The following is a 24,247-nucleotide window of genomic DNA, read 5'->3' as shown; positions in this document are numbered from 1 at the left end:
ATTAGCCAATCGCAGCATATCTGTAGCGGCGCGGTTTACCGCGCAGGTTTTCCGGCATCGCGCACACAATTGCGCGATAAATCGCGCCGCTACACCGCCTGCCACACCGTAGCGGCGCGGTTTACCGCGCGTGGTTTAAATTCGAAACGGTAATAAAAAACGTCATAACTTGCTGATGTTTTTTTATTAACCAATTTCACATTTCTTTATCATTTAGTGCTATCTCCCCGACAAAAGTACGGAATCTGATAAAAACCTGATAACAGTTTTGAAACTTAAACGGTAGGATGTTACCCGTAACTTTAGTGCTCCTTTCTTCTCAACATCAGGTATCCCATGAAACGACATTTTCCAACTGAAACCGTTTCTGTCAACAAAAATGGAACCGGTTCCAGTCGCAGGGAATTTCTCTTTGCGACCCTGGGTTTAACGCTGACCGGTGTCGTCGCAAGCCTGCCGGGCAGGGCGTTTGCCGCTAGCGTTGTCAGTGGTAGCGATGCGGTGAAGCAGTTCGTCAGTCTCTCTCAGGCCATCACAGAACATAAGCATCTGGATACGGTGCTGGCGGCGCGTTTTTTTGCCGCTTTTAGCCAGCGCGATGCGCAGTTCGCTCCCCGCCTGACGCAACTTGCGTTGTTGTTACAACCCGGTATGTCTGCGCAACAACTGCTGGCGAAAGCCGACAGCGCAGGTCTGCACGATTTCCTCTATCAAATCGTCACCGCCTGGTACACCGGAACCGTAGGGGATGACTATCACGGCACGCTGGTCGCCTATAAGCAGGCGTTGATGTACCAAACCGTCAGCGATGGTCTGGTGGTGCCGACTTATTGTGGCAACGGTCCGATCTGGTGGACGGCCCCGGTGCCGGAAGAACGCAATGGGCTGATTGACTCGCTGTAAACACTCCTTATAAAAAACGAAGAAAACCATGAAAAAACCGATTTTCTCTGCGCAGGGCGATGCCTCCGCAGACATTGTTATTGTGGGCTCCGGTGTGGTGGGTGGTTTGATGGCCAATGAACTGGTCAGTCAGGGCTATTCCGTACTGGTACTGGAAGCAGGTTTACGTATCGATCGTGCACAGGCGGTGGAAAACTGGCGCAACATGCCCTTTGCCAATCGCGCCGGTTCCGATTTTCAGGGGTTATACCCGCAGTCAAAGTTTGCCCCGGCACCGCTCTATTTCCCGCCGAATAACTATGTCAACGTCACCGGCCCTAACGCCGCCAGTTTTCAACAGGGCTACCTGCGTACCGTCGGCGGCACCACCTGGCACTGGGCGGCATCCTGCTGGCGTCACCATCCCAGCGATTTTGTGATGCAGTCGAAATATGGCGTGGGGCGCGACTGGCCGATCAGCTATGACGAGCTGGAACCCTGGTACTGTCGGGCGGAAAACGAAATCGGCGTCGCGGGACCGAACAATGTGGCGATGCAATCCCCGTCTGAACGCAGCCAGCCTTATCCGATGGAGATGGTGCCGTTTGCCCACGGTGATAACTACTTTGCCAGCGTGGTGAACCCGCATGGTTACAATCTGGTGCCAATCCCCCAGGGACGCAGCACCCGTCCGTGGCAGGGGCGTCCTACCTGCTGCGGCAACAATAACTGTCAGCCGATTTGCCCGATCGGGGCGATGTACAACGGTATTCACCATATTGAACGTGCGGAGCGCAACGGTGCGGTGGTGCTGGCGGAAGCGGTGGTTTACAGAATCGATACCGATGACAACAACCGGGTGACGGCGGTGCACTGGAAGGACAGTTCTGGTGCCTCACACAAGGCCACCGGTAAAGCCTTTGCCCTGGCCTGTAACGGCATCGAAACCCCGCGTCTGTTGTTGATGGCGGCCAACGGCGGTAACCCGAATGGCATCGCCAACGCATCAGATATGGTGGGGCGCAACATGATGGATCACTCCGGCTTCCACTGTTCCTTCCTGACTGAAGAACCGGTCTGGCTGGGACGTGGCCCGGCGCAGAGTAGCTGCATGGTGGGCTATCGCGATGGCGATTTCCGTCGTGATTATTCGGCGAACAAAATGATCCTCAATAACATCTCACGCGTGGTGGCGGCAACGCAGCAGGCGTTGAAAAAAGGTCTGGTGGGCAAAGCGCTGGATGAGGAAATTCGCTATCGCTCGATTCACAGCGTGGATATCTCCATCAGCCTCGAACCTTTGCCGGACCCGGAAAACCGTCTGACGTTAAGCAAAACCCGCAATGATCCTCACGGCCTGCCGTGCCCGGATATTTATTACGATGTCGGTGATTATGTGCGTAAAGGGGCCGAGGTGTCGCATGCGCAACTGGAACATATCGGGCAGTTGTTCAACGGTAAAGAGTTCACCATCAGCAAGGGCCTCAACGCCAACAACCATATTATGGGCGGCGTGATTATGGGTAAAAGCGGTAAAGACGCGGTGGTGGATGGTAATTGTCGCGCCTTTGACCATGAAAACCTGTGGTTGCCTGGCGGCGGGGCGATCCCTTCCGCGAGCGTTGTGAACAGCACCCTGACTATGGCGGCACTGGGACTGAAAGCCGCGCATGATATCGCGCAGCGTATGAGGACACTGGCATGAAGAGATTAATTGCCAGCAGCCTGGCGGCCCTGGTGACGTTTGGCGTTCAGGCCGCATCGCTCGATACCCATCTGTTGCAGCAGGGCGAGCAGGTTGCCATCGCTTCGGACTGCCAGGCGTGCCATACCGCACCCGGCAGTAAAACCGCGTTCAGCGGCGGCTATGGTATCGCGTCGCCAATGGGGGTGATATACGCCACCAACATCACCCCATCGCAAAGCGGTATTGGTCACTACAGTGAAGCCGAGTTCGCAGCGGCGGTGCGTCATGGTGTGCGTGCTGATGGGGCGCAGCTCTATCCGGCAATGCCTTACACCTCCTACAGCATGATGACCGACGCCGATGTGCACGCCCTGTATTACTACCTGATGCATGGCGTACAGCCGGTGGAAAAACAGAATCCACAAACCCATCTGCCTTTCCCGTTCAGTCTGCGTTTTAGTATGCGTTTCTGGAACATGATGTTTGCTGACGACAAAATGTGGCAAAACGATGGCAGCAAAAGCGCTGAATGGAATCGGGGCAATTATCTGGTTAACGGACTGGCGCACTGCAATACCTGCCATACGCCGCGCGGTTTTATGATGCAGGAACAACAGGATCGCCCGCTGGCTGGTGGTCCATTAGGAAGCTGGTATGCGCCGAATATCACCTCAGACCCGATCAGCGGCATTGGCGGCTGGAGTGATGACGAGCTGGTGCAGTATCTGAAAACCGGACGTGCGCCAGGGAAAAACCAGGCAGCGGGCGGTATGGCGGAGGCGGTGGAGCACAGCCTGCAATACCTGCCGGACAGCGATCTGCACGCCATTGCGGTTTACCTCAAAGGCACGACGCCACTACGTGATGCGGGGGAAACGCAACCGGCCTTCAGCTACGGCGCGCCGATGGATGTGGAAAACAGCCTGCGTGGACGCAACCCGAATAATGCTAACCACTCGCTGACCAACGGTGCCGCGCTGTTTAGCGGCAACTGCGCCAGCTGTCACCAGCCGGATGGGGCGGGGAGTGCCAACCAGGCTTATCCCTCGTTATTCCATAACACCGCAACCGGCATGCGCAATCCCAACAACCTGATTGCGGCGATTCTGTTTGGTGTTCAGCGTGATACCACCGACCATCAGGTATTGATGCCGGGCTTCAGCTCGCCATCCTATGTTGATAAGTTGAGCGATCAACAGGTAGCCGATATCAGCAACTTTGTGCTGAAAAACTACGGCAACCCTGACGTCACCGTGACGGCAGGCGATGTGGCCTGGGTGCGCAAAGGCGGTCATCCGCCACTGCTGGTCCGCCTGCAACCGCTGGTGGTGCCGGGCATCATTGGGGTGATTATCCTGGTGCTGGCCGGGGTGGCGCTGAGTGTGGTGCTGCGGCGTAAAAGTAAAAAACAGTCGTGATTAACAGGGCCAGGCTGACCACCTGGCCCATTTTGTTACGGCGGTGTGTTACAGGTGTTGTGATGTGTCGCAAGATTAGCGCGATAAATCGCGCCGCTACAAAAAATAACGGTTTAAACATGGCGTAGTGGCGCGACTTATCGCGCTGATTTCATTGCCTCATCACGCTGCGTGTAACACCTTTTGTTAACACGTTTTGCAGTGATGTCGGTCGCAAAAATATTTTCCAGACTCTCTTTAATAGATGGCAGTGCTAAGCATCTATTCGAAGGGGGCGTTATGCAGGACTCTATTCCCGGAACACGTTGGTATCGCGTTATTGCGCCGATTTTAATTGTTTGCATCATCTCCTTCATGGACCGCGTCAACATCAGTTTTGCCTTGCCGGGTGGCATGGATCAGGATCTCGCCATTACCAGCCAGATGGCGGGCATCATCAGCGGTATTTTTTTCATTGGTTATCTCTTCTTGCAGGTGCCGGGTGGGCGCATTGCGGTTAATGGCAGCGGCAAGCGGTTTATCGCCTGGTCGCTGGTGGCATGGACGGTGGTGTCGGTGGCGACCGGTTTTGTCACTAACCACTATCAACTGCTGGCGCTGCGTTTTGTGTTGGGTGTATCTGAAGGGGGAATGCTGCCGGTTGTCTTAACGATGGTCAGTAACTGGTTCCCGGAAAAAGAGTTAGGGCGTGCGAATGCTTTTGTGATGATGTTCGCGCCGCTGGGCGGTATGTTCACCGCACCGATTTCTGGATACATCATCAATGCGCTGGACTGGCGTTGGCTGTTTATTATCGAAGGTGGGCTGTCGGCGGTGATCCTGCTGGTGTGGTGGCTGGTGGTAAGTGACCGCCCCGAAGAAGCACGCTGGTTGCCGGAGCGCGAAAAGGAGTGGCTGCTGCGCGAACTGCATCGGGAACGTGCGGCTGCACGCGCTGTGGCACCGGTAAGCAAAGCGCCGTTAAAAGCAGTGTTTCGCAATCCGGGTCTGATGAAGCTGGTGGCGCTGAACTTTTTCTATCAGACCGGCGATTACGGTTACACCCTGTGGCTGCCCAGCATCCTGAAAAACCTGACCGGTTCGAATATGACCGGTATCGGTCTGCTGGCGGCCTTGCCCTTCGTCGCCACGCTGCTCGGTATCTATGCCATCTCATGGCTGAGCGATCGTACCGGTAAGCGCCGTCTGTGGGTGATGGTGTCGTTGTTCTGCTTTGCTGCGGCGCTGCTGGCCTCGGTGGTGCTGCATCATAACGTGGTCGCCGCCTACATCGCGCTGGTGGTGTGTGGTTTCTTCCTCAAGGCCGCTACCAGCCCGTTCTGGTCGATTCCCGGGCGTATCGCTGCGCCGGAAGTAGCGGGAAGTGCGCGCGGGGTGATCAACGGGTTGGGTAATCTGGGGGGCTTCTGCGGGCCGTATCTGGTCGGGATGATGACCATGCTGTACGGACAAAATGTGGCGGTGTGCTGGCTGGCCGGATCGCTGGTAGTAGCGGGGTTGATTACCACACAATTACCCAAAGCCTGTGACCGTAATCCGTCTGTCGGACGTGATGGCAGCGAGCAGGATAATCTGGTTACCCTGAAACATTAAGTCAGTGGCCGCGCAGGCGTTGTGCTGTGCGGCCTCCTCAATGCTTACCAGCCTTTGATAATGTCGCCTTTGTAAATCTCGTTGGCTTTTTTCAGCACTTCGGGTGACTGGAAGGCTTCCTTCAGCTTCTGAATATTCGGGCTGTCTTTGTTATCTTCACGCGCCACAATGGCGTTCACGTAAGGCGACGCTTTGCCTTCCATAAACATGCCATCGCGCGAGGCTGACAGGTTCGCCAGCGCGGCGAAGTTGTTGTTGATGATCGAAACGTAGACCTGCGGATCGTCGAGAGTGCGCGCCAGTTGCGGCGTATCGACTTCAACAAACTTGAGGTTTTTCGGGTTAGCGGTAATGTCCAGCGTCGTTGGCAGCAGGCCCGCTTCCGGTTTCACACTAATCAGCCCCTGCGCCTGTAACAGCAGCAGGCTGCGGCCCAGGGTGGTGGCTTCATTGGAAATGGTGATGGTCGCGCCATCCGGCAGATCTTTTAATGACTTGATCTTGCGTGAGTAACCGGCAATCGGGAACACGAAGGTATTGGTGATCACGGCAAAATGATAGCCACGCTCTTTGGACTGCATTTCCAGATACGGCAGGCTCTGGAAGGCATTGGCGTCGACATCTTTGTTGAACAGCGCTTCGTTAGGCTGGACGTAGTCGTTAAAAGCCACCACATCGACGTCGAGATGATATTTGTCATGCGCCACCTGCTTAACGGTGTCCCACAGCGCCTGGTCTGGTCCGGTGTTGATCGCCACCTTGACACTGTTGTCGTTGTCTTTATTGCAGGCGCTGAGCAGCGTAACGGATGCGGCCAACAGTACGGAGAGTAATTTTTTATTCATAACGACGTTCCCTTCAGCATATCTGGATAATCTGGTGCACATTTCTCGCGTAGCGGCGCGACTTATCGCGCGGATTTTGACCTTTTCCGCATGATTACGCGATAAATCGCGTTGCTACATTGCGCATGCACTATAATCTACATCCAGACGTCTGTACATCCAGACGGAGATCGTTTGCTGAAAATTGCAGCGCCGCGGGAGGTAACCGAAACCGCCTGTTTTGAAAAGCCGCTGTCTTTTTTTTGTTGGATACTGTGCTGCCTTAACCTTGTTCAATTTCCAGGGACTCACGATGTTTCACCTGATCTTCAGCATTCCCGGCTGGTATGTTATCGCGCGCTTTATTGCGCCCCTGGCCTTGCCACTCGCGGTGAAGCTGGTGTTTTCTGCCGTGGTGCTGCTCGCCACGCAATACCTGTTTTTCAGTCGCTTCACCTCCGGCAGTATCATGTCGCCAGAAATGCCGCGTCCGGTGATCATCCTGTTCAACTGGGCCTTCTGTGCGGTGCTGTTCCTCGCCATGTTGCAGGTGGTGATGGATGCGGCGGCGTTGCTTGCGCTGTTGTTGGGACATCCGCTGACGATAGCTCCCGCGCTGCGTTATGGCGCAGGGGGCGTAGCCATGTTGCTGGCGGCGGTCGGCGTGCATCAGGCGATACGCGTGCCGCCGGTGAAGGATGTGGTGTTTAACATCAAAAACCTGCCGCCAGAATTTGAGGGCTACCAACTGCTGCAACTGACGGATTTGCACATCAGCAAGCTGTTCAATGCGCGGTGGACTACGAAGATGGTGAAAAAAGCGATGGCGCTTGATGTTGATCTGATTGTGATCACCGGCGATGTCATTGATGGCACGCTGAAAAATCGGCGCGCTGATGTTGAACCGCTGCGCGGCCTTAACGCCCCGGATGGCGTGTTTGCCATCACCGGCAATCACGAATATTTCTTTGAGCAGGCAGCCTGGACCGATCACCTCGCTTCGCTGGGGCTGAAGCCGTTGCTCAATAGCCATACGGTGGTGGCGCGTGACGGAGCCAGTCTGGTGATTGCCGGGGTGACCGATGCTTCAGCACCGGGCAGAGGTGCTCCTGGTCCGGATTTGGCGCGTGCGCTGGTGGGCGCGCCGGAGCGTGCCCCGGTCGTGTTGCTGGATCATCAACCGCGCAATGCCCGACAAAATGCGGCGCAGGGGGCTGATGTGCAGCTTTCCGGGCATACCCACGGCGGGTTAATCGCCGGGTTTGATCGCCTGTTTGCCAAACCCAATGGCGGCTATGTTTCGGGCCTGTATGCGGTGGAAGGAATGCAGTTGTACGTTAACAACGGCACGGCGTTGTGGCCGGGGATGGCGGTGCGCTTAGGTCGTCCTTCCGAGCTGACGCGCATCACGCTTCAGCCTGCGAAATAGATTAGGCATTTTTCAGCACCACCACGGCATAGCGACAGAGCTGCGTTGTGGTGTTGCTGAAGATGCAGTCACTGGGATCCCCCAGTTCGAGGCAGTCACCTGGCTGCATTTCAAAGGTATGATCCCCTTCCTGAAAACTCAGCGTTCCTTCCAGCACCCAAATCAACTGACGCCGTGACAGATAGGATATCGCCGGCATTGGCACGCTCACCCCGGCAGGTAAATCGACACTGACCAGATCCACAGGTATCTGACCTGGTGAGACATGACGGCGAATATAACCGGTCTCCGGGTCCTGCCAGACCGGTTGCTGCGCCTGTCGGATCAGGGTGCCGGTCTGCACTTCGCTCAGGGCGATCAACTGCGACATACTCATATCAAAAGAACCGGCAAGTCGCGCCAACAGGGTCGCCGTCGGGCTGCTCTCACCGCGTTCAATTTTGTGGATCATGGCGCGGGAAACCCCAGAGTTATCCGCCAAATCGGTCAGTGACCAGCCGCGTTTTTCCCGCTCGGCTTTTACTTTTTGTCCAATACGGATATTTATGCTGTCTTCTTTACTGGATTTTTCGTCTGACATAGTGGATAAATAATATAGTGAACGAAGCATCTACTTTAGTGACAGAACCATGAGGTGTCCAGAATGAATATACGCCCGGCAGTGGAGCAGGATGCGGCAGTGATTGCCGACATTTATAACGACGCGGTGCTGCACAGCACGGCAATCTGGAATGAGAAAACGGTCGATGTGGCGAACCGTGTGCAGTGGATGGCTGACCGTCAGCACGCCGGTTTTCCGGTGTTGGTGGCGGTTAATGCTGATGAGGCGGTGCTTGGCTACGCCTCCTATGGTGACTGGCGTCCGTGGGATGGTTACCGCTTTACCGTGGAACACTCGGTGTACGTGCTGAAAACTGCGCGTGGCAAAGGCGTTGGGGAAGCATTGATGCATGCGCTCATCACCCACGCCACGCAACAGGGAAAACATGTGATGGTTGCGGGTATCGAGTCGGAAAATACAGCCTCGATCGCTTTGCATAAAAAACTCGGTTTTCGCGATGCCGGTCGCGTCAGTGAGGTGGGTAACAAATTTGGCCGCTGGCTGGATCTGACCTTTCTCCAGTTGCACCTCGATCAACGGGAAAAGCCCTGACAGTCAGGCTGTCAGGGGCAAGGTTAACCCTGTATCTGGCACCCTTAATTGCTGCGTTTATGCGTGATTATCCGCAGGTCGATATTCAGTTGCAGCTTCTTGATCGCTTTATCGATCTGGTTGACGAGGGGGTTGGTCTGGCGATTCGTATCGGCCAGTTGCCTGACTAGGATCTGGTTGCCCGGCGTATCATCGACCACGATTATCGTTTATTGGCCTGTGCCATGCCTCGTTATCTGGCGGGGGTGGGTATGCAGGTGTTGCCGGATTATCGTTGTCCGGTGATCTCATTGTTTGCTGTTACGCTTAACGCCAAATACGTCAATACCAAAACACGGTTGTTTATTGGCTATCTGCAACAGGCTCTGGCCCCGCATACATTTTCCGATACACCGCCGGCGTTAAACCGGTGACATTTAATGAATGTTCGCCGCATCACATCGCTACTGCTGTACCCGCAAAGCGCGGCGATAGATTTTACCGGTTGATTGGCGGTCAGCAGCTCGCGCGCGAGGGTGATGCGGGCTTCCTCCAGCCACTCACCGGAACTGACGCCCATTTCCTGATGAAACAGGCGGTTCAGATGACGGGTGCTGAGTTGGATATGCGCGGCCATCTGCGCAACACTTTTTACCGTCGCCAGATGCGATAATGTCCAGCGTTGCAGATCCTGCAATGCTGAACGACCGTCCAGAGAGGTCTGCTGTTTACGTACGAAGTGCCCTTGTCCGGCAGGCCGCCTGAAAAACATCACCAGATTCGCCGCAACATCCAGCGCCACTTCACGCCCCACATCTTCTTCAATAAAGCGCAGGGCTAAATCCATGCCCGATGTCACGCCTGCCGCCGTGCGCCATCCGCGACATAGAGCGCATCAGCGTCCAGCGCAATGGCCGGGTAGCGCCAGTTTCAAGGAAGAGATCATCCAGGCATTCTATGACGGTATCAAACATCGTCCGCAAACCACCTTTGGCAATGTGAAAGCCGACGTCCTGAAGGATAAGGATCCCGCGTTTGAGCCGATGAATTTCTGTCACATTATCCGGCAGTCGCGCTGGCAGGGATAAACGTCTTAATTACAACATACGGAACCGCGTTCTGGCATCCGCTCTCCGGCAACAATGCGGCCTGTTTGGCCGCTCTTTTACTTTAGTGGTAGCGCTTCCACGAGCTGTGCTTTTGCTTCCCTTTTCCACATCAGCGGAATAATGTCGAATATTTATCTTCAACTCGCGGAATTTATTTAACTTTATGTATTTTAACAAGTAAGCGACTTTTCTTAAAAATATCGCACGGAATTATAATGTAGCAACCTTGTGATAACGTTTACACTAATGCTGTAGTTTCTTTACAGTTGTCACGTTTTTTCCTTCAAGGTTAATAAAATGTCACGGGCTTCCCGAGTTCTAAATTTGTTAACGCTACTCTTTTCAGTGGTTTGCGCTGCATGGCTGCTGATTGGTGGTGTCTGGTTACTGTCGCTGGGCGGCAGTGCTTATTACCTGATTAGCGGCCTGGCAATGGCAGCGTTTAGCTGGCTATTGCTGAAGAGAAAGCGCAGTGCGCTTTACCTCTACGCTGCGATTCTGTTCTTTACCGCTATCTGGGCCTGGCATGAAGCCGGGAGCGATTACTGGACGCTGGTTCCACGTCTGGATATCTGGGTGTTGCTGGGTATCTGGTTAATTCTGCCTTTCAGCTACCGTCAATTCTCTGTCAGCAACAACAAACCGTTGGGTGCGATGCTGGTCGCGCTGCTGGTTAATGTGGCGTTGTTGGCCGGTTCTGCACTGCACGATCCCCAGGAAATCAACGGTGAGCTGCCGCTGACCGATAAAGCCCCGGCAACATCCACCGTTCCGGCGGAAGACTGGTCAGCCTATGGTCGTACCCAGGAAGGCGTCCGTTATTCACCGTTGCAACAGATCAATGAACACAACGTCAAGGATCTTCAGGTTGCGTGGCAGTTCGAAACGGGTGACCACAAAACCGCGAATGACCCTGGCGAGATCACCAATGAAGTGACCCCGCTGAAAATCGGCAACATGCTGTACCTGTGTACCCCACACCAAATTCTGATTGCATTGGATGCTGCCAGCGGCAAAGAGAAGTGGCGTTTTGACCCGCAGTTGAAGTCAGACCCGACTTTCCAGCACATCACCTGCCGTGGCGTGTCGTACCATGAAATGCCAACGGCCGCAGCGAGCAACGCCAGCCAGCCTGCCATCTGCGCGCGCCGCATTTTCCTGCCGGTAGATGATGGCCGTCTGTTTGCGCTGGATGCTCAGACAGGTGAACGTTGCCAGAGCTTCGCCAACAATGGTGAACTGAATCTGCAACATCAGCAGCCAAATGCCTATCCGGGTGGCTACGAACCGACATCTCCGCCGATTGTCACCGACAATATGGTGATCATCGCAGGTTCAGTCACGGATAACCTGTCAACCCGCGAGCCTTCTGGCGTCATTCGTGGTTTCGATATCAACAGTGGCAAACTGGTGTGGGCCTTTGATCCGGGAGCTAAAGATCCCAATGCGCTGCCTGCGGATGGTGAAACCTTCACCGCTAACTCACCAAACTCCTGGGCACCTGCCGCTTATGATGCCAAACGTGACATTATCTATCTGCCGATGGGCGTCTCCACACCGGATATCTGGGGTGGCAACCGCACGGCGGAGCAGGAGCGTTTTGCCAGCGGCCTGTTAGCGCTGCACGCGTCAACCGGCAAGTTGGCCTGGTTCTATCAAACGGTGCATCACGACCTGTGGGATATGGATCTGCCGTCGCAACCGACGCTGGCGGATATCACCGATAAAGACGGCAACACCGTTCCGGTGGTGTATGTACCGGCGAAAACCGGCAACATCTTTGTACTGAATCGTGAAACCGGCAAGCCGGTGGTTCCGGCACCGGAAACCCCGGTACCACAGGGGCCAGCGCAGGGCGATCATCTGAATCCGACCCAACCGTTCTCTGAACTGACCTTCCGTCCTCAGCAGAAATTGCAGGGCAAGGATATGTGGGGCGCCACCATGTTTGACCAACTGGTGTGCCGCGTGATGTTCCATCGTCTGCGTTATGAAGGCCCGTTCACGCCGCCGTCAGAGCAGGGGACACTGGTATTCCCTGGTGACTTCGGCATGTTCGAATGGGGTGGCATTGCGGTGGATACCGACCGTCAGATCGCAATTGCCAACCCGATGGCGATGCCGTTTATCTCGAAACTGATCCCGCGTGGACCGGGTAACCCCATCGAGCCAGGTGCCGATGGTGCCGCTGGCTCAGGTTCTGAGTCTGGCGTGCAACATATGTACGGTGTGCCCTATGGCGTGGAGCTGAATCCGTTCCTGTCGCCGTTTGGCCTGCCTTGTCTGCAACCTTCGTGGGGCTTCGTCTCGGCTATCAATCTGCAAAATCACCAGATTGTCTGGAAAAAACGTATCGGTACGGTACGTGACAGTGCTCCAGTGCCGCTGCCGTTCAAAATGGGTGTACCAATGTTGGGTGGCCCGGTGACCACCGCAGGCAATGTGTTCTTCGTGGCAGGTACGCTGGATAACTACCTGCGCGCCTATAGCGTGCGAAATGGTGAGTTGCTGTGGCAGGCGCGCCTGCCAGCCGGCGGGCAAGCCACGCCAATGACCTACTCGGTTGATGGTAAGCAATATGTGGTGATTATGGCGGGCGGTCACGGCTCGTTTGGCACCAAATTGGGTGATTATGTGATTGCATATAAACTGCCGTAATCAGTAATCGTCAGACGGAAAACGCCCCCATTTGGGGGCGTTTTTATTATTTATTATTACTGTTCTGCATATTTTCGAACTGTGTGGTGAGATAAGTACTGGTATTATTTAATGCGTTAAGCATGGTATCCAGATGAGTAAATTGGCTTTTATAACGGGCTATGGTGTTATCTATTTTTTTACTGGCGTTATTATATTGATCGGTCAGCGCATTTAGCTTTTTACTGATGCTATCCGTCGCTCCTTGCAGAACACCTTTGCTATTCAGCATTGCTGCCAATCCGGTTCCCAGCCCGGTCGCCACGCCAGTGGTTTTACCATCTCCGGTGAAGATATCCCGCACTGCGTCCGGTGTGGCAGAGATAGCATTACTGAGCTTGTCGGCATCAAGCCTCAGTTTGCCGTTCTGTGGATCGGTGGTGATACCCGCCTGGGTGAGGGTTTTAAACGTTGCCGACCCCGAGCCATTGGCCAGAATGCCTTTTAATTGCGTCTGGATTATTCGCAGTGTGCCATCACCTAATAGCGCACCATTTTTTGTATCTTGATCCTGACCAGCATCGACGGTGTTTTTCCCGGTATATAGCGTAATGGTGGTCAGGCCAGGTTAAAATTTGAGCTAAAAGGCAGGAGGGAAGGGCGTAATGGGCTATGCTTGGATACAGCAAGCCTTCATGTAAAACCAAAACGTGGGTAAGGGTGCAGGAATCGTTCGACTTCCTTTCTTATTAAGTTGGATATTAAAATGCATAAATTAATAATCCGAACATTAGGATATCATTTGCTCGTTGTGGTTTTGTGGTGTCATGCCAGTGAAATAAATCTCTATTCAGTCAATACCGGTTCTTTTGTTTACCATCTGACCGGGAATCACGGGCAATACACGGAGAATTTCGAAAATAACTTTTTTTCTGTTGAGCGTAAACTCTCTGAAGATTCGAAGTATAGCGTGTTACTTGGCACAATGAAAAATAGTTTCGACGATCGTTGTCTTGCGATGGGCGTGAGAAGGGACTGAGCCTCCTGGGATAACGGCTGGGTGTTCAAAGGCGTATATGGATATACCGGCGAGTTCTTTTTCGATGCATTTAAAAATTGTGGTGATCACGGTTCTTATCATGATTTTAAAAAGGCAACTGGCATTGGATTTTCACCTTATATTTATCATGGCTTTCAATATAATTTCACTTCTTATTTTGGCATCGAAACGGGGATTATCATTCCCAGCGTTTTCGTTATCACTGTGCAGTGGAGTTTCCGGTAACCCCGCTTCTGGTGACATAAATGTCATGATTTAGTCATGCGATGAACAGAGGTGGTTTTTTATAATGACTATAAATCAGGAACAGAGTGGAAAATAAGTTCCACACCGTTTTCTGAGTAACCACCACCCAGGTCAGATATCAACCACTTATTGGAATTTAAGTTGTTGGCTGCATGGGGAATTTTAAACCGGAGATCCACTATGAAAAAAATCCTTGTATCGCTTGTTGCCATTATGACCTTTAGCTCATATTCCTGGGCAGCAGAAAAAATAAATATCCACGACATGGTAAATAATGCGCAGGCTCCAGCTCACCAGATTCAGTCTTCCTCTGATAAAAGCGCCCCCCAGGGAGAAAGCATGAAAATGATGGATATGGGCGCTCATGACCAGGCTGCTATGTCTCATCAAATGATGCAAAACAACGGCGCTATGGCACACCAAAATATGGCTAAAATGCACAAAAAAATGATGAAATCACAAAAAGGAACAACGAATTAGACAACAAGGCCGTTCTGAATTCACCGAGGTTATGAGAAAGGAAACAGCAATCCAGCGGCACACAGATTCTTTAACATAACCAACCGGTAGATTTTGTCTATCCATGTTGATAATGTCACCCTGATTTTCCGGTTTTGAATGTCACTTGCTGCTGCTTTCTGATGAAAAGGAAAGGGGAGTGAGGTCGTTTTTCAGGCCGGGTTTGAAGGGTGATAGCGCAGCCAGAATCGGTGGCTTGAAGTAAATGATAACCCCTTCGGATCAGGTGATGCTGTGATGTTGCTGGGCTATAATCATCATCCCTGTACATTAGAGAAGATTGCCAAACTGAAGCCTGTCCAGTTAATCTGAGGTTAACCGGATGAAAATGTGCTTTCGCAATGAACTTTAATCCCCGGATTAACCTCTAAATATCCATAAAAGACTTTTTTGAGTATTTTTTATACAGTTAGGGTGCTGCAAACGTGAAGAAAAAAAAACTATATCTCATAGACCAAATTTTAACGCTTTACTCGCGATTTTTTAGCAGGGAAACAGCACCTTCCTTACACGATCTTAATCCCAAAACTGTGGTGATCTATTCCACCACTGCACTGGGCGATTTTCTGATGAATACACCGGCTATTTGGAGCCTTAAAAATCGCTTCCCTGCCAGTCAATTCATTTTGGTTTCCAGTAAGAAGAATAAGGATTTAGTTAGCCGCTATCAGTGGTTTGATAAAATCTATATATGGGACAATAAGTTACTGAATTACCTGCCATTGTTCTTCAAGTTGCGCCGACAGAAACCCGACTTATCGGTGATATTACACGGCCATTTTCCGTACGATGTTATGAGCGCAGTATTAACTGGCAGTAAGGTCATTGTGCGCGACCATTACGGCAGCGAGTCGCCACTTCTTAATAAACATCTGGACCATTACTCGGGTTATTTCGACGATCACACCATTAAACGCAAACTTAAATTGATTGAGTCGCTCGGTGCGCAGTCGCATCAGACCCGGATGCATCTGCCGGAATCGGAAAGCAGCGTTACGAGATCAGGTGACCACCTGCGTATTGGATTTCAGTTAGGTGCATCTAAAGATATTCGTCGCTGGCCGCTAGCATCATTCTGCCAGTTGGTGGCAGCGCTGCTTACTCGTTGGCCTGACTGTGAAATCATCGTGACCGGTGCGCCGCATGAGCAGCATCTAGAACAGGAGTTTATTGATAGCCTGCCGCTGCATTACCGAAAAAATGTTACGCCGATGGCGGGTAAAACCAATCTCAGCGGCTTGATTAACTTGATCCGCAGCCTGGATCTGTTGGTAACGGGTGATACAGGACCGATGCATATTGCGGTCGCTGCGCAGGTTCGTACCGTCAGCCTCTTTTCTACCGCCAATCCACGTTATACCGGCCCCTGTCAGGACAGTGACCGTCATATCATTATTCACCGCCCGCCTGAAGATGACTCGCAACATCCCATGACTTCGATCACCGTTGAAGAGGTCGAACAGGCCATAGTGAAACTGGTGGGATAATGACTAACACGCCACAACCCTGCACGCTGGCAGCGGTGATTGCTCTAATCGAATATCATAACAAGCCAACCGCACTAGGTTGGTTTAAGAAAGTTGATCATCCCAACTTTTACCTGCAACAGTTACCCCTGAATGAGTTTGAATTTGCAGATCTGATGAATGACTTTTTTATCACTTTTGCAGTCAGTTCAAAGCATTATGATGATGCACGCTATTTTCCGGCAACACGCCTGCAATTCCCTTTGTTTGCCCGTCGGAAGGGGCTTTCTTATCACCCCTTGACGGTTGCACTGCTATGCAAAGCGGCCAGACTTGGACACTGGCCAGAGGTGGTTACTGAATGATGGTTTGCAGGAATGCGTCGTAGACCTCATCCGTACTAAGCGAGCTGACATCGCGCGAGGCTGGTTGCAATACCTTATGCTTCACCTGCCAGGGATGCCAGCATGCCGGGTCACTGTCACCAAATAGCGCGACAACCGGAAGTCCCAGCGCAGCGCCAATGTGCATCGCGCCACCGTCACTGCTTACAAGGCCGCGAGACAAGGACATGGACGCAATAAGCTGTGGCAGGGTGGTTGTCGCCACCGCTTTCACCGGCAGGTGCGTGCAAAGTGCCATAATTTCGCGAGCTTTGTCGTCATCACCCGGATGGCGTGGATTGTCTCGGCTACCGGGTGACCACAGCAGCATAATCTGACAACGATGCCGGGTAGCAATTTTGTCTGCCAGTTCAGCGAACCGGGCGGCCTCCCATTGCTGGCTTGGCTTGCGGGCGCTAATTTGTAATGCATAAACCGGGAGAGAGGGATCGATGGCGTAGCTGTTACGCAGGTTGTTTGCACTCTCAGCATCCGGTAAAAGCGTCAGTTTACCTGGCGCAGTGGCGCTGAGATTAAACGGTCGTCCAAGACTGAACAGGATTTCACTGATATGTTGCTGAGACTGACTGGCCGGTGGAAGCAGGTCGGTAATCAGCGGGTGTGACTCTTCGCCTAAAGCAATGACTCTGCCGGGACGTATGATTTTTACCCATTTCAGTCCATGCTGGTCCCAGCGGCTTTTTGCGAGGACCACCGCATCATACTTCTGCTTTTTCAGGTTAATCATCAGCATCAATCGTTGGAACAGGCAGTTCAGTCGACCCTGACCTTCGTCGCGGTGATGTAGTTTGGTGTAATACCATAGTTGTCGTATATCGGGATTATTTTTTAATACCGGTGCCGCATAATTATTGGTTAGCACATCGACCTGATGCTGGCCCGACTGTGCGAGCGCACTTAAAAGCGGCGTCGTCAGTAGTGTGTCGCCAATATTATCCCGACAAATAATTAAAACCTTCATATCTGGTATCCTCTGCGCACAGACTGCTCTGGCTGGTCGAAAATTAGGCGCGCACCGTTAACATCTTAAGAACGTTAACATGACGGCAAAAGTTAACATATTAGTCAGCAAACAGCGAGGTTGGTTCAATAGATCGGATAACCGGAAAAGGCGGATGGCTTAATTTGAACTTTAAAAGGTTTGCGTTTTGTATGAGAAAAGAAAGCGTTTTTATATATAGCTTAAAATAACAGCATAATGACCAGGGCATATTATGAACTGACTAAAAACAGGCATTTTCAAATATCCTAACATCCGCATCTCCGGTCAGCTTTGCCTCTATAACACATGTCTATCCATTATTGAGATGTCGTCTCAGTGGCTAAGTTAAAGTGTCACCTGTGACATGAAGAGAGTCTGGCTGTTCAGGGTATTTTTCCAGGGTGGGCTACCCAGGTATTCTCGGCCATCATCAGCTTTCTGACGGTTTCTTTTGAGATGCTCAGCCCGAAGCCTGCGTTCAGTAACCGCCAGGCTCCGGTCGGACTCATGCCACGGCAGCGGGTGCGGATAAGCTTCACAGCCTGAGTTTTCAGCTCTTCCTTCAGCTGATAGTTGCCGGGTTTTCCCCGGCGCAGATTTACCACGCCGTCACGACCGGATTCACGGTAGCGGCTGACCAGACGCCGGCACTGGCGGAGAGAGACTTCCATCGACTGCGCAGTTTCCGCCGCTGTGATGTCGCCTGCCAGATACATCTCAATCAGGTCGGCCCGCAGCTGTTCCTGCAGCGTCATCACTTTTTTTTCCTCACTCATTCATCCTCCCTGTGGCATTGTGCCCGCTGAAGCGGGCAGGGGAAGGGCATCAGCGTTTGAGGTCGGGGACAAAGTCCTCCGGGCTGATCAGCACCGGATTGATTGCCCTCAGTGCTTCAAGCGCGCGTTCCTGCGCCCGTCGGCGCGGCATTTTTCTGCTGCGTGAGCGTTTACCCTCAGCTTCCAGTGCATCCTGTTTTTCCTGCGCCAGCCGCAGCACGGTACCGAGGCGTTTGTTATCGACGATCTCACCCTGATCCACGCAGGCCAGCTTGTCAAAAACCTGATAACGCAGCTCACGGTGGGCATACCGGAAGCTGATCCTGCCGTCAGGATATTCGAACACGGTGATTTTTTCACCCGCGATGCGGGTGTTGGCATCAGAGGGTTCAATCAGATATAGCATTTTATCGTACTGAAAAGTCAGCGATTTTGATAACTTCCTCTGGTCCTGCCAGGCAAAAATATCGTCCAACTCGTCCGGTGTCAGACCGGCCGGACGGTGCAGATCTTTCGGATACTTGGGAGGTCGCGCAAAACGGCGGTTAAAGTCGTCGATAAAGCCCGTAATCCAGCGGTTCGCCTCGCTGATGGAGCTGATGTTGTGCAGCCGCAGCTCCTTCACCAGCCGATCCTGCAGTGTCTGGTTGGCGCGCTCCACGCGGCCTTTGGCCTGGCTGCTGTTGGCGCAGATGAGCTCTATGCTCAGGTCGCGCAGTGCACGGCCAAACTGTGTGGTGCCGCTGCGGCGTGCGTCCGTACCGTTAACCCTGAAAACGGCGTGCTTGTCGCTGTAGAATGCGACGGGTTTTCCATGTAAATCAATATACTCCCGCGTTGCTGTCATATAATCAAATGCTGACTCCGAATCGCAGAAGCGCAGGTGCATCAGGCGGCCGGTGGCATCGTCAACGTACACGAGCAGGCAGCACTTCGGTGCCCGATCCTCAAACCAGGCATGATGAGATCCGTCCAGCTGCACCAGTTCGCCGAGACAGTCGCGCCGGTGTCGTGGCTGATAAATGTGAACCTGACGCCGTGAATGTGGCCGCCAGAGTCCGTCTGAGATCATCCAGTTGCGGACAGTCTCAACGGAAACCGGAATGCCGTGTCGTTCAAGCAGCTTCTCGGTGGCCAGCGTCGGCCCAAAATCCGCGTAGTGTTGCCGGATGAGTTGCAGAGCGGCGCAGCGTAAATCTTCGGGAATGCGGTTGTTGCCGGGACGTCCGCGGCGGGCAGACACAATCGACGCCGCACCGTGTTCACGGTAACGCCGCAGAACACGCTGTACCTGACGAACCGTGAGTTCGAGAAGGCGTGCGGCTTCACGCTGCAGCAGAGTGTGGTCGTGAACGCGCTGAATGATGCCGAGCCGGTAAAGATCTTTATCTGTCATGGTCACCAACATAAAGTCTGCATCCTGAGCTGAGCCTGAGGAGATCTAAGGTTAGTTCAGGGACGACATCTGTGAATTGTTCCGTACGACATTAGCGCTTTGGAGTAACATTGAGTTCGTATAACGTGAATTATGTTAAATTAGATATCCCGTTAACCCCGCAACGCCACCCCATCCCGTAGCGGCGCGATTCATCGCGCAGGTTTTACGTCACCATCGCTGTGGATGATGCGCGATAAATCGCGCCGCTACGGAAAAACCGGAACACACCTGGCAGCGCTACGCAAAATCTCCCGCCCAATCCTCCTGCGCTTCTCTCAGAATTCACGTAGCGACGCCTGCTGGGTTTTAATGGTCCAGATAGAGATAATGCATCCAGCTGGTCATTCGCAGCAGCACCTTCCGCATCACCGATACGTGTGTAAAGTGATCTGAATAAACAGCAACCTGAGCAAAGATGCCATCGGGTAATGCATCCACATCAGCATTCGGTTGCAGTTCAATCACTGCCAGGACGCCATCAGAGCCAGGTGTGATGGTCAACGATTGTAGCGTCCCCTGTGCCTGATAGCTGCCGCCAGGGACTACCGGAAGAATGCTGGTCAATTTTCCGGGAAAGACCTGACCCGGAATTGCCGTAAATACCACTTCAGCTTCATCCCCCGGCTCCAGACGTAGCAATGAATTTTGTCGAAATTGCGCAATGATCTGTCGTTTTTGCTCAGGAATAAAAATCATCACTGGTCGCAGTGGCAAGGCTGCGGCATAGGTGCCGGGACGGATCAGCACCTGCGTAACATAACCATCGCTCGGCGCCCGAACGATGGTTTGGTCCAGGTTGTACTGCGCTTCTGCCAGTTGCGCGCGCAGGCTGACAATTTGTGATTGTTCTCCATTAACCGTGCTATCGAGTTGGCTTTTGATTTGCGCCTGTTCCGCCACCGAACTTTTTACCAATGCATCCTGGGCTAAGTAGTTCTGGCGCGCATGATCAATATCACTTTCCGAAAATGGATTAACCTTTGCTTTGCTTCCCTGTAAATAACGCTGGTAGTCTTTCAATAAACGGTCGCGTTCTGCTGATACATTGCTCGTATTCGCAATGGCCTCATCTAATTGACTCTTCAGCGTCTGAATATTTGAAATGGCCGTCGCTAAATCTGCCTTTAATCTGTCCACCCGCGCCTGATAACGCGTACTGTCCAGGCGAAAAAGCATCTCTCCTTTTTTAATTTCAGTGTTCGTTTTGTTGGTCACTTCTTTAACAATACCGGTGACCTGCGGCGTAATAGGAATAGATATCACCGCTTTTTGTGCCAGAGCAGTATAGGGATGGTTATAGTTCATCAACAGGATGAGTGCGCCTACCAGAAAAACGCCACCCAATGCGGCTGTTGGCACCGTCCATTTATTAATCGGTATTTTGAATAGCTTAAAAATGGCCCACGCAAACGCCACATAGGTCAAAATAATCAGTAAATCCATACGATTACTCCGCAGGAGGAGCGTTACTTATACCCTGTTTTCGCTCCAGTTCAGCAACGCGTGACTTAAGTAGTTCCAGCGAATCATTTTGACTTTGCATTCCCCAACCCCGTTCCGGGCGATACAAGGTGGCCCAAATCCAGAGCAATGGCCAGATAACATGAAGCGTAAAAAGACTCACCCAGCCAGCCACATGTATCGCATCGGCATGAGGATGATTTCGTGATTTTGCAATAAGATAAGGGATATCGTGCAGGATGATTATCCCGTAAAAAATAATAAGGAATACAAAGATCAGAACGCCCAATGCAAAGTAGTTTAGAAACATATCTGCCTCGATATGAAACCAGTCTGCTGATAAATATAGACGTCACAACCGGGACGAGAAAGAAAGATAATAAAAAAATCACCCGCTACGCTTATTATTGGCACTGAGTTTAACGGGTTAAATCATTAAACATATCCCATCATTCTTAACATTGACTGCGCCTGATTCACCGCTTGCGATCGATGAGACACTCCTAACTTTTGATACAGATTCCGGATGTGCGTTTTAATGGTTGTTGCCGCGATCGCCAGCTCACCGGCAATCTGTTCATTACTGTAGCCAGAATAGATCAGTCCCAGCACTTGCCATTCCCGCTGCGTTAATGGGCTGGTGCGAATGAGTTCCGGAACATCAGGATGATTTAACAAACGGCTGACAAAACCCTCATCAAAATGAGCAAATTTATGGCGGTGATGTTTATTCAGTTCATCAAGGATACGTCGCGCCCGGTGGTTATCCAGTTCATCCAGAATATTGAGCTGAATCAGTTGCCGCAACTGTTGCGCCATCATCTCCCCCTCAATAACAAAATGGCTGACAAACCCCGTGCTGCGTGCCAACTTCAGGGCTTCAATTAAGGTTCGCTGCGCATCAACTTTGCGATCGGTTTGCCAGTAGATTTGATTCATCAGCAGCAAATTGCGATTCAAATCACTCATCAATCGTAGTGCGCGCGCGTTGTCATTCAATTCATCCAGCACCACCTCTGCCTGCGTCATATTACCCAACATGATCTGTGCCCGCGCCACGTTGCGCCACTGGCCTTGCAGAAAATGATTATTGGCGAACGCCGGTTTCGCCGTCTGACGCATCCAGGTATTGGCGCTTTGTTTATCCCCGGTCATCTGCCAGTAAATCACCCGGACTTCGTCAGCATTAGCGATCCAGTCACTGTGCCAGTTACCGTTATTCAGCAGGTTTTCCAGTCGATTCAGGTGACTGCGGGCATTATCCAGATTGCCCCGCGCCAGCGAACATTGTGCCAGCAGGCCCAGACACTGAATTTGTTGCTGCTGCTGATACCCTTTCAACACCCGGATACCCGCGCGAGCCGCCTGCTCGGCCTCATCCAGCCGCCCCCATGCCCACATCAGTTGCGCGCGGATGCGCAGCAGGAACTCATGTAACGGAAATTGCGCCAGATGTTGTTCATTCACCAACACAAACGCCCGCTCCTGTGTCTCATACGCGCCCTGCAAAAAGCCCTGAGCAAACAGAATTTCACTCTGTTGAATCAGGCTCCAAAGCGCGTAGTGCCAGGTCTCGTCACGTCGCGCCATTTGCTCCGTCTGACGCATCAGCTTCAGTGAATTAACCAGGTCGCCTTTACAATGCATCACTTCACCCAGCACCGACGTGGCAACAATACGGCTGTAATAACAGCTTTCAGGCAGGCTCTCCAGCGCCAGCATCGCCAGATGTTCCGCTTCCTCGGCGTTGCCATTGTTGATGGTGACCTGGGCGCGAACCGCGTTAAATTCCCCGCGTAATGCTTCGTCGATATCGCGACAACACGCCGCCTCAAAGCGTGCCAGCAGGCTGTTAACCTCATAAAAACGATGCTGACTTTGCATCAACCACGCCTGTAATAACACCAGACGAGGATTCTCCAGCAACGTCTCCCACGGCAAGGTTTTGAGCGATGCCTCCAGCAGCGTTAATTCGCTCTGATTAAACAGCGTCCAGGCATGGACGAGTAACACATCACGCAACATCCCTGCATCACCGGACGCCAGCGCATGATGAATGGCTTCGCGCGGGTACCCCTGCGCCATCCAGCTTTCTGCGGCGGCGCGATGAATAGCGGGCAACTCGGCGGCGAGTTCCCACTGACAACGCAGCCGCAAAAAACTGCCAAACAATGGATGATAGCTAAACCATTGCCCGGAATTATCCATACGTTGTAAAAACAACCCCTGCCGCTCGATCTCTTCCAGCCGCATCTGTCCGTTCTCTTCCCCGGTGACGCAAGTAATCAGCGCATCGTTCATGGAACGCAGCAGCGCACTTTTCAGCAGAAAATGACGCGTGGCGACGTCAACGTTGTCGAGCACCTCCTCCACCAGATAATCCGAGAGATGGCTGGCGTTGATGCCGGAAAGGCGACGCGCAGAATCCTGGGCGGAGCTGGCCCCCTGACGGGCGGAGAGCGCAATCAACTGTAAGGCAGTGGCCCAGCCTGCTACGTCATCACACAGTTGGTTGCTCTCTTCACAGGCGAGCGGTGCCGTCAGACGCCCATCAAAAAACTGCTTCGCCTCCTGATGGGTAAAGGCCAGCTGCTGGCTGCTCAGTTCAATCATTTGTTCACGTACCCGCAGATTGGCGATACCCAGTTGCGGCAAATTACGTGACAGCAGGATCACCGTGAGATTGTCGGGTTGATGGCGCAAAAAGAAGCGCATTGCCTCATGAATGGCGGGATTGGTGATGTGATGATAATCATCGACGATCAGCCACAGCGGTTTTTGCCACTCCGTCAGCTCAATAAACAGTTGTGCAAATAATGCATTGAGGTTCATGTACTGACGCTTTTGTGCCAGTAACTCGCTGCGGGGACAGCCCCCTTGCGTAGCTTGTTGCAGCGCGGCAATCAGATAATCAGCAAAAGGTTCGGGATGATTATCCCCCTCGTCCAGTGAATACCACCCCAGATTGCTTTGGTCCGCCGCCCACTGTGAAACCAGCGTGGTCTTACCGTAGCCTGCGGGACTGGTCACCAACACCAGCCGATAATTACCGGCTGCGGTGAGTTTTTGCAGCAGGCGGTCACGCGTGACGGTGCTTTCCAGACGGACAGGGCGACTGAGTTTCGAGGGTATTAACATAGACGCATGCATCTCCCTTACATTTAGCGATTATTTTTTTACGCTT

At 52.5% G+C, this 24,247-nt stretch carries 20 protein-coding genes and 3 pseudogenes; 13 read left to right on the top strand and 10 right to left on the bottom strand.

The window, feature by feature from the left end:
• The first annotated feature begins 336 nt into the window (after positions 1-336).
• The 4 genes from AC6I8R_RS22025 to AC6I8R_RS22010 all read left to right on the top strand — a co-directional run bounded on the left by AC6I8R_RS22025 (position 337) and on the right by AC6I8R_RS22010 (position 5,580).
• Positions 337-903, top strand: coding sequence for a sugar dehydrogenase complex small subunit (locus tag AC6I8R_RS22025; RefSeq protein ID WP_415175463.1), 567 nt, complete (start codon positions 337-339; stop codon positions 901-903).
• Between the two features lie 28 nt (positions 904-931).
• Positions 932-2,587: a GMC family oxidoreductase gene (locus AC6I8R_RS22020; RefSeq protein ID WP_208725619.1), complete on the top strand. Its 1,656-nt coding sequence runs from the start codon at positions 932-934 to the stop codon at positions 2,585-2,587.
• Positions 2,584-3,987: a c-type cytochrome gene (locus tag AC6I8R_RS22015; RefSeq protein ID WP_497832907.1), complete on the top strand. Its 1,404-nt coding sequence runs from the start codon at positions 2,584-2,586 to the stop codon at positions 3,985-3,987. Before AC6I8R_RS22020 ends, AC6I8R_RS22015 begins: the two co-directional genes overlap by 4 nt.
• Positions 3,988-4,266: 279 nt before the next feature.
• The gene (locus AC6I8R_RS22010; protein WP_208725617.1) at positions 4,267-5,580 is read left to right on the top strand and encodes an MFS transporter; all 1,314 of its coding nucleotides are present in this window, start codon (positions 4,267-4,269) and stop codon (positions 5,578-5,580) included.
• Positions 5,581-5,624: 44 nt separating this feature from the next.
• Here AC6I8R_RS22010 and AC6I8R_RS22005 read toward each other — a convergent pair whose 3' ends face one another.
• Positions 5,625-6,425, bottom strand: coding sequence for a MetQ/NlpA family ABC transporter substrate-binding protein (locus tag AC6I8R_RS22005; RefSeq protein WP_497832906.1), 801 nt, complete (start codon positions 6,423-6,425; stop codon positions 5,625-5,627).
• A gap of 292 nt (positions 6,426-6,717) precedes the next feature.
• On the opposite strand from AC6I8R_RS22005, the gene AC6I8R_RS22000 reads away from it, so the two are divergent.
• Positions 6,718-7,833 (top strand): metallophosphoesterase, encoded by a 1,116-nt coding sequence (locus AC6I8R_RS22000; RefSeq protein ID WP_208725616.1) that lies wholly within the window; start codon positions 6,718-6,720, stop codon positions 7,831-7,833.
• Between the two features lies 1 nt (position 7,834).
• On the opposite strand, the gene AC6I8R_RS21995 is transcribed toward AC6I8R_RS22000, so the two are convergent.
• On the bottom strand, positions 7,835-8,413 hold the full coding sequence (locus AC6I8R_RS21995) for a helix-turn-helix domain-containing protein (protein ID WP_415175465.1): 579 nt from the start codon (positions 8,411-8,413) through the stop codon (positions 7,835-7,837).
• A 63-nt stretch (positions 8,414-8,476) separates the two neighbouring features.
• Here AC6I8R_RS21995 and AC6I8R_RS21990 point away from each other — a divergent pair, with 63 nt between their 5' ends.
• Both AC6I8R_RS21990 and AC6I8R_RS21985 read left to right on the top strand, forming a co-directional pair.
• On the top strand, positions 8,477-8,986 hold the full coding sequence (locus AC6I8R_RS21990; protein ID WP_497832905.1) for a GNAT family N-acetyltransferase: 510 nt from the start codon (positions 8,477-8,479) through the stop codon (positions 8,984-8,986).
• Entirely contained in the window at positions 8,923-9,156 is a 234-nt protein-coding gene (locus tag AC6I8R_RS21985) for a LysR substrate-binding domain-containing protein (protein ID WP_497833059.1), read from the top strand. The genes AC6I8R_RS21990 and AC6I8R_RS21985 overlap by 64 nt, the downstream gene beginning before the upstream one ends.
• Positions 9,157-9,335: 179 nt before the next feature.
• On the opposite strand, the gene AC6I8R_RS21980 is transcribed toward AC6I8R_RS21985, so the two are convergent.
• On the bottom strand, positions 9,336-9,812 hold the full coding sequence (locus AC6I8R_RS21980) for a helix-turn-helix domain-containing protein (protein ID WP_497832904.1): 477 nt from the start codon (positions 9,810-9,812) through the stop codon (positions 9,336-9,338).
• Between the two features lie 67 nt (positions 9,813-9,879).
• Between AC6I8R_RS21980 and AC6I8R_RS21975 the strand changes: the two are divergent.
• Both AC6I8R_RS21975 and AC6I8R_RS21970 read left to right on the top strand, forming a co-directional pair.
• Positions 9,880-10,053, top strand: a pseudogene (locus tag AC6I8R_RS21975) (phosphohydrolase); the annotation flags it as partial.
• Positions 10,054-10,371: 318 nt separating this feature from the next.
• Positions 10,372-12,732, top strand: a complete 2,361-nt coding sequence (locus tag AC6I8R_RS21970) for a glucose/quinate/shikimate family membrane-bound PQQ-dependent dehydrogenase (protein ID WP_497832903.1) — start codon at positions 10,372-10,374, stop codon at positions 12,730-12,732.
• A gap of 46 nt (positions 12,733-12,778) precedes the next feature.
• On the opposite strand, the gene fliD is transcribed toward AC6I8R_RS21970, so the two are convergent.
• On the bottom strand, positions 12,779-13,324 hold the full coding sequence (gene fliD / locus AC6I8R_RS21965; protein ID WP_497833058.1) for a flagellar filament capping protein FliD: 546 nt from the start codon (positions 13,322-13,324) through the stop codon (positions 12,779-12,781).
• A 153-nt stretch (positions 13,325-13,477) separates the two neighbouring features.
• Between fliD and AC6I8R_RS21960 the strand changes: the two are divergent.
• The 4 genes and pseudogenes from AC6I8R_RS21960 (at position 13,478) to AC6I8R_RS21945 (ending at position 16,367) form a co-directional block, all read left to right on the top strand.
• Positions 13,478-13,996: pseudogene (locus tag AC6I8R_RS21960) on the top strand (hypothetical protein).
• 201 nt (positions 13,997-14,197) lie between these two features.
• Positions 14,198-14,494 (top strand): annotated as a pseudogene (locus AC6I8R_RS21955) (PcoE/SilE family metal-binding protein); the annotation flags it as partial.
• A 467-nt stretch (positions 14,495-14,961) separates the two neighbouring features.
• On the top strand, positions 14,962-16,023 hold the full coding sequence (locus AC6I8R_RS21950; protein WP_497832902.1) for a glycosyltransferase family 9 protein: 1,062 nt from the start codon (positions 14,962-14,964) through the stop codon (positions 16,021-16,023).
• A complete protein-coding gene (locus AC6I8R_RS21945) occupies positions 16,023-16,367 on the top strand; it encodes a DUF1493 family protein (protein WP_415175470.1) in 345 nt (114 codons plus the stop codon). Before AC6I8R_RS21950 ends, AC6I8R_RS21945 begins: the two co-directional genes overlap by 1 nt.
• On the opposite strand, the gene AC6I8R_RS21940 is transcribed toward AC6I8R_RS21945, so the two are convergent.
• The 6 genes from AC6I8R_RS21940 to malT all read right to left on the bottom strand — a co-directional run bounded on the left by AC6I8R_RS21940 (position 16,357) and on the right by malT (position 24,201).
• Positions 16,357-17,367, bottom strand: a complete 1,011-nt coding sequence (locus AC6I8R_RS21940; protein ID WP_415175471.1) for a glycosyltransferase family 9 protein — start codon at positions 17,365-17,367, stop codon at positions 16,357-16,359. The genes AC6I8R_RS21945 and AC6I8R_RS21940 overlap by 11 nt on opposite strands.
• A gap of 404 nt (positions 17,368-17,771) precedes the next feature.
• Positions 17,772-18,164 (bottom strand): helix-turn-helix domain-containing protein, encoded by a 393-nt coding sequence (locus AC6I8R_RS21935; RefSeq protein ID WP_497832901.1) that lies wholly within the window; start codon positions 18,162-18,164, stop codon positions 17,772-17,774.
• Positions 18,165-18,213: 49 nt separating this feature from the next.
• Positions 18,214-19,560 carry an ISNCY family transposase gene (locus AC6I8R_RS21930; RefSeq protein WP_415175524.1) on the bottom strand — a complete coding sequence of 449 codons (1,347 nt, stop codon included), beginning with the start codon at positions 19,558-19,560 and terminating at the stop codon, positions 18,214-18,216.
• Positions 19,561-19,908: 348 nt separating this feature from the next.
• Positions 19,909-21,045: an HlyD family secretion protein gene (locus AC6I8R_RS21925; protein ID WP_415175474.1), complete on the bottom strand. Its 1,137-nt coding sequence runs from the start codon at positions 21,043-21,045 to the stop codon at positions 19,909-19,911.
• A 4-nt stretch (positions 21,046-21,049) separates the two neighbouring features.
• Positions 21,050-21,373: a DUF3302 domain-containing protein gene (locus AC6I8R_RS21920; protein ID WP_415175475.1), complete on the bottom strand. Its 324-nt coding sequence runs from the start codon at positions 21,371-21,373 to the stop codon at positions 21,050-21,052.
• A gap of 125 nt (positions 21,374-21,498) precedes the next feature.
• Complete coding sequence (gene malT, locus AC6I8R_RS21915) at positions 21,499-24,201, bottom strand: HTH-type transcriptional regulator MalT (RefSeq protein ID WP_208726549.1); 2,703 nt, start codon at positions 24,199-24,201, stop codon at positions 21,499-21,501.
• Positions 24,202-24,247 lie beyond the last annotated feature (46 nt).

This window comes from Pantoea sp. X-Soil-OKNW-713 (assembly GCF_059730685.1).
The sequence above is the reverse complement of the archived record's forward strand: the minus strand, read 5'-3'. Positions and strand labels throughout refer to the sequence as shown.